This is a genomic window from Protofrankia sp. Cas3 (assembly GCF_963555955.1).
Classification (GTDB): Bacteria; Actinomycetota; Actinomycetes; order Frankiales; family Frankiaceae; genus Protofrankia.
In genome coordinates, this window is sequence record NZ_CAUVXP010000198.1 from 1 (window position 1) to 4890 (window position 4890).

The window sequence follows — 4890 nt, forward strand, 5'->3', positions numbered from 1 at the left end:
TTGATAACGATCAATGCCGCCGTTCCGACTTTCCGCGCGGGACCGGGCACCGGTCTGGAACACTGCGCGGGTGGCAGCCGCGGACGGGACCGGCCGACCGGTGCTACTGCGTCAAGGTCTCGCCTTGGAGTACGTCACGCTGGGCTGGAATGCGGTCGGGATCGTCGTCCTGACGCTGGCCGCGGTCGCGGCCCGGTCGGTGGCCCTGGCCGGGTTCGGGTTGGACTCGCTCATCGAGATCGGCGCGTCCACCGTGGTGATCTGGGAACTGTCCGGCACCGGGCAGGACCGTGAACGCCGGGCGCTGCGCCTGATCGGGGCCGCGTTCGCCGGGCTCGCCCTGTATCTGGTCATCGAGTCCACCGTGGTGCTGGCGGCTGGCTACCGTCCCCGCCACAGCCCGGCCGGCATCGCCTGGACCGCGATCACCGCGGTGGTGATGGTCATCCTTGCTGCGGGCAAGGCACACACCGGCGCGGCGCTGGACAACCCGGTGCTGTCCGCCGAGGGCCGGGTCACCTTTGTCGACGGTGTCCTGGCCGTGGCTGTGCTCGCCGGCCTGGCCCTCAACGCTGGCCTCGGCTGGTGGTGGGCCGACCCGCTGGCGGGCTATGTGCTTGTCTTCTACGCCGTGCGTGAGGTACGGGGAATCGTCACCGCCGATCGCTGACTCATCACGCCCGTCGACAGCCCCGGTCCGGCCGGTCGCCGAGAGCGGGGAATCCGGTCCGGTCGGCAAGCTCGGAGATGCGGTACTCGCTCATGGCCGCGACCGTAAACCTTCGAGTCGCCTGGAAGGTCAAGCGACGGCAGCCAGGAACCTTAATAGTCGTGCGGTCGAAGGGCCCGGCGCAGTTCAGGAGCACGGTGATGCCGGTGAGACCGTCCCGCACGGCGGCAGGGTCGGCCAGGCCGAAGGTCCGGATCTCGTACTACTGGCGGGTCGAGCAGCCCCCGCCGGCGTCCCGGTCGTCTGTACCTACGTCCTCGACCCGGCAACCAGGACGTACCGTGCCGGTGAGGTCTTCACGGACGTCGTCGACGCCGGCGCACCCTTCCCAGTCAAGATTAACATTAGTCGGCTGTAACGACGCCTGCAGAGACGGCTGCGGGCACCGGCTGGTCACCCCCGGCACCGTGAGGGGTGCAAGTCCGTGGATTCGCACCGCCTGCGGGAGTGACAAAACAGGGCAGACCGCTCAGATTGCCTCGACGAGGATGTCGGCGTGGTCGAGTGTGGCAGTGTAGGCGGCGATGTCGTCGGGGTCGCTGGTGAGGATCTGCGCGGGTCCGTGAAGAGCGGCTGTGATGACGACCAGGGCGTCGATGACGTCCGGTCGCTTCTTCGTGGGAAGCGTGGCCTCGGCGAGCATGGCGCCTGCTCGTTTGTACGAGTCGAGGGTGAAGGTTCTCGCGCAGGCGACGCAGCCGGTGGGGACGTTCGCCGCGCGGCGCATGGGTGGCGCGCTGTCCCGGGTCTGCGGCACGGTGCAGTCCTTGAGGTACTGGCTGAAGGCGTGGACCGTCTTCGGGTCCGGTCGCCACGCCTGAGCGAGGACCGGGCCGATGAGAACCGGCCGGTGCGGCGCGGCGCGTAGGCCGTGGTGCAGCAGCCGCGCCGCAGGGCTGTCGCGCAGGAGCGCCACGAGCATCCCGGCGTCGTAGACGACGGTCCGGGCGATCATGCGACGCTCGCGGCATCCGATCCAAGCGCGCTGGCCAGGACCCGGTGGACGAGGGCCTGGTTGTCCGTGGTCAGCGCGTCGAACGAAGGCAGGTCCGCCTCGGGAAGGTCTGCCGCATCCTCCAGGGCAGTTCGGTTACGTGCGTCGAGTGCCGCGAAGGCGGCAGTGGCGGCATCATCGCGGGCCATCTGCGCGACGGCCGCCGCGATCATGTAGGCGGACACGTCCATGCCTGCCGTCTCGGCGTGCATTCTGATGGAGGCCTGGACGTCGGAGGCCGTCGAGATCGTGAACCGGATATTCGCCATGCCGCCATCGTAACACGTCGTATTACGCCGCCTGTGCGCCCTGTGGGGTGCGGGAAGTCGGGCACTGTTGCGTTGGCCGGGCGCGGCGGCCGGGGTGGCCGATCGGGGATGATCGGGGATGATCGGGTGATGCGTCGTCGTCGTGTTCGTCTGCCGGCTGCGGCTGCCTCGGAGTTCGCGGGGTTCCGGTTCCCGCCGCTGCTGATCGACGCCGACCGGGCCGCGGCCTACCCGCGGGTCCTCGACGAGCAACTCCCCGCCGCCCACCATGTCATCGCCCAGTATGCGAACAACCCGATCGAGACCGATCATGGAAGGTTAAAAGCGCGGCTTCGGCCGATGCGCGGACTGAAGCGTCACCGCTCAGCCCAGATAGTCGGCTCCGGACACGCCTTGATCCAGAACATCCGCCGCGGACACTACGAGTTCGGAAGCGACGCCGAGCCGCGACGCCGACTCGCGGCAGCCTTCTCCGAGCTCGCAGTGTCCACGGCACCACTCGGAGCACATCACCAGGGTGTGTCCGAGTCGGGTATCGGGCTACCCGTAGGCAGGCACGTAACGTCACTAAATGGATCAAGGTGTTGAGCCCATACGATCACCCGGCGAACAAGATCGTGCGGTTTGAGCCCGCATTGAGCCCATAACCTCCAAAGGATCTTCTTTGGTCGATCAAGAAAGCGAGATCACCGCAGGTCACAACCATGATCGGATGTGGGCCGCCAGGGGATCGAACCCTGAACCCGCAGATTAAAAGAACGTTGGAATACGTGCCGGAACATGTCCGCCCGAACCCGAGAATGCCCGAACGTGCAGGCCAGGGCAATTTCAGGTGCCAGCGGGTGCCGGGCACTGCCGGTCAGGTTCGCAACGCCCGCACCCGCAATGAGCCCACAGCACCCATCGTTTCGTCAGATACAGACGATCACATGCGTCACCCGTGGTAGTCGACGTCTATGCGACGTTGAGCCAGGCTCGGGGTGTCTGGTGGATGACGTCGTTGGTGTTCGTGCGATCGGCAGCTGCCCGTACGGTGAGCGCTGCCCGCAGTTTCGGGTCCAGTCGCACCGGCACCATATCCGCGGGAGCCGACCCCGATGGGAGTAGATTCGCATGCGATTCGCATCGGGATATGCTGGTAGGCATGGTCAGAACGACATCGACTCCGCTGTACCTCGGTGACGATCTCCGTGCCCGCGCCGAAGACGCCGCCCGCAGCGCGGGGACATCGTTGTCTGCGTGGGTACGCGAAGCGATCGTGGAGCGACTCGACCGGCAAGCGGTCATCGCGGATGGTCTGGCAGCCGCCCGCGAGTGGGAGGCCGAACATGGCCCTCTCCCACAGAACATCCTCGACGAGGCCCAACGTGAGCTGGAAGACGCGGGCATACTCCCTCGCCGAACCGCGTGAACCTGCTCTATGACGCCGGCGCCCTCGTCGCTGGCGAACGTGACGACGAACGCATGTGGGCCCGCCACATCAAGGCACTGGCCGGCGGCGTCCCCCCCGTGGTCCCGGCGCCGGTCATCTGGCAGGTCTGGCGGGACGGGGCGCGGCAGGCACGCCTCGCGCGACTGCTCCGTGGTTGTCTGGTCGAACCGGTCGACCAGACGGCAGCACGCGCTGTCGGGGAACTGTTAGGTCGTTCCCGTACCAGTGACGGGGTCGACGCGATCGTCGTTCTGTTAGCCGCCCGTCACGGTGGGGTGGTGTACACATCCGACCCAGGGGATCTTCAACATCTGGCCGGACACCTCCCGAACGCCCGACCATTCACGATCATCAAGGTTTAGCGGCCAACAACCCCGTACCGTCGCCACGGTCATGGCCGTCCATATCGATCGCGGTGACCGGCAAAGCACCTACCTAAAACCGGCGGACGAGTTTCGGGCATCCACAGGGCTCATCCACGGATGCGGACAGACAGCATGACCCGAACCCGGTTTCCGGCACCACAGGCGATCCACCGTTAGTTAATTAGACACTCCCGTCTCGTACAGGTTGACGGGTTCGGCATGGATGTCGTAGCTGTGACAAGGTGGGCTGCGATAAGATCTCGACATGAGGCGGTTGTGGTTATTCCCGAGTCGAACAGCAAGGCAACGTCGTCGGCCGGTTTATGTCGGCGACGCGCATAGGCAAATCATCGCGGACGCAGGCGGAATGAGGGCTTATGTAGATGAGTCCTTGGCGCCATACCTTGAACTTGCGTGGTCGCACGGTATCGAGACAACTAACTCCTGCCAGGGAACGGCAGATGCGCGTGGAATATATCCAATGCCAGATGAAGAGGTTCCCGGCTACGTGCAACTGCGGGACGGTCGGCAACTCACCGATCTGCTGGCACTGTGGGGATGGGTTGGTCTCACGCACGAGATGCGGATTGCTGTCGATAGCGAGACGGACGACGGTTGCCGTGCAGCGACGGTCTACTATCCGTCCGTGGCGGCGATGGAAAATCCACCCGACTATCAGATGCGAGGTGAGGATGGCGAATGGACGACACTTCACCGAGGACGTATCACGCCGTTTTAGCGCCAGCCACTCGCCATTGGACGCCTCACCGTGGCAGCACCAGAACCACCGTGGACAGCATCAAGCGTGACACATCGACCGCACACGATATACCCAACAGCTACTGCCCGTCACAGATCTGCGACGATCGCGAAGTACTATGCAGGTATAGCGGGCCGCGCTCATGTAGCTCCGCGCCTGGCGGGTCTCGCGTACAGCGGCTGACAGGTCCAAGTCGCCAGACGCCACGGGGGGCACGGTGCATCTCAGGAGTTTCGCCGTCCGGAACTTCCGGCGGCTAAAGAACGTGTCGGTCGACCTCGACGAAAAGACGACAATATTCGTCGGCGCCAACAACAGCGGGAAGACCTCCGCCACCCAG

General features: G+C 65.4%; 7 protein-coding genes and 2 pseudogenes. 7 read left to right on the forward strand and 2 right to left on the reverse strand.

Translation table 11 applies throughout. The features are described from left to right. The first annotated feature begins 13 nt into the window (after positions 1 to 13). On the forward strand, positions 14 to 670 hold the full coding sequence (locus U9983_RS24540; protein ID WP_322756282.1) for a cation transporter: 657 nt from the start codon (positions 14 to 16) through the stop codon (positions 668 to 670). Between the two features lie 245 nt (positions 671 to 915). Further along, positions 916 to 1088: pseudogene (locus tag U9983_RS24545) on the forward strand (Uma2 family endonuclease); the annotation flags it as partial. A 111-nt stretch (positions 1089 to 1199) separates the two neighbouring features. On the opposite strand, the gene U9983_RS24550 reads toward U9983_RS24545, so the two are convergent. Continuing rightward, positions 1200 to 1685, reverse strand: a complete 486-nt coding sequence (locus U9983_RS24550; RefSeq protein ID WP_322756283.1) for a hypothetical protein — start codon at positions 1683 to 1685, stop codon at positions 1200 to 1202. After that, on the reverse strand, positions 1682 to 1993 hold the full coding sequence (locus U9983_RS24555; protein WP_322756284.1) for a hypothetical protein: 312 nt from the start codon (positions 1991 to 1993) through the stop codon (positions 1682 to 1684). Before U9983_RS24555 ends, U9983_RS24550 begins: the two co-directional genes overlap by 4 nt. Before the next feature lie 195 nt (positions 1994 to 2188). On the opposite strand from U9983_RS24555, the pseudogene U9983_RS24560 reads away from it, so the two are divergent. The 5 genes and pseudogenes from U9983_RS24560 to U9983_RS28145 form a co-directional block, all read left to right on the forward strand. Beyond that, a pseudogene (locus tag U9983_RS24560) lies at positions 2189 to 2482 on the forward strand (DDE-type integrase/transposase/recombinase); the annotation flags it as partial. A 655-nt stretch (positions 2483 to 3137) separates the two neighbouring features. After that, positions 3138 to 3404 carry a hypothetical protein gene (locus tag U9983_RS24565; protein WP_322756285.1) on the forward strand — a complete coding sequence of 89 codons (267 nt, stop codon included), beginning with the start codon at positions 3138 to 3140 and terminating at the stop codon, positions 3402 to 3404. Continuing rightward, entirely contained in the window at positions 3401 to 3787 is a 387-nt protein-coding gene (locus tag U9983_RS24570; protein WP_322756286.1) for a type II toxin-antitoxin system VapC family toxin, read from the forward strand. The genes U9983_RS24565 and U9983_RS24570 overlap by 4 nt, the downstream gene beginning before the upstream one ends. A gap of 484 nt (positions 3788 to 4271) precedes the next feature. Further along, positions 4272 to 4529, forward strand: coding sequence for a hypothetical protein (locus U9983_RS24575; RefSeq protein ID WP_322756287.1), 258 nt, complete (start codon positions 4272 to 4274; stop codon positions 4527 to 4529). 238 nt (positions 4530 to 4767) lie between these two features. Further along, positions 4768 to 4890 (forward strand): AAA family ATPase (locus U9983_RS28145; protein WP_416211520.1); only part of this gene is annotated, 123 nt, incomplete at its 3' end.

Excerpts from the sequence above, each read along its gene's own strand:
- U9983_RS24540 (WP_322756282.1), top strand. The coding sequence starts at position 14 with ATGCCGCCGTTCCGACTTTCCGCGCGGGACCGGGCACCGGTCTGGAAC.
- U9983_RS24550 (WP_322756283.1), bottom strand. The coding sequence starts at position 1,685 with ATGATCGCCCGGACCGTCGTCTACGACGCCGGGATGCTCGTGGCGCTC.
- U9983_RS24555 (WP_322756284.1), bottom strand. The coding sequence starts at position 1,993 with ATGGCGAATATCCGGTTCACGATCTCGACGGCCTCCGACGTCCAGGCC.
- U9983_RS24565 (WP_322756285.1), top strand. The coding sequence starts at position 3,138 with ATGGTCAGAACGACATCGACTCCGCTGTACCTCGGTGACGATCTCCGT.
- U9983_RS24575 (WP_322756287.1), top strand. The coding sequence starts at position 4,272 with ATGCCAGATGAAGAGGTTCCCGGCTACGTGCAACTGCGGGACGGTCGG.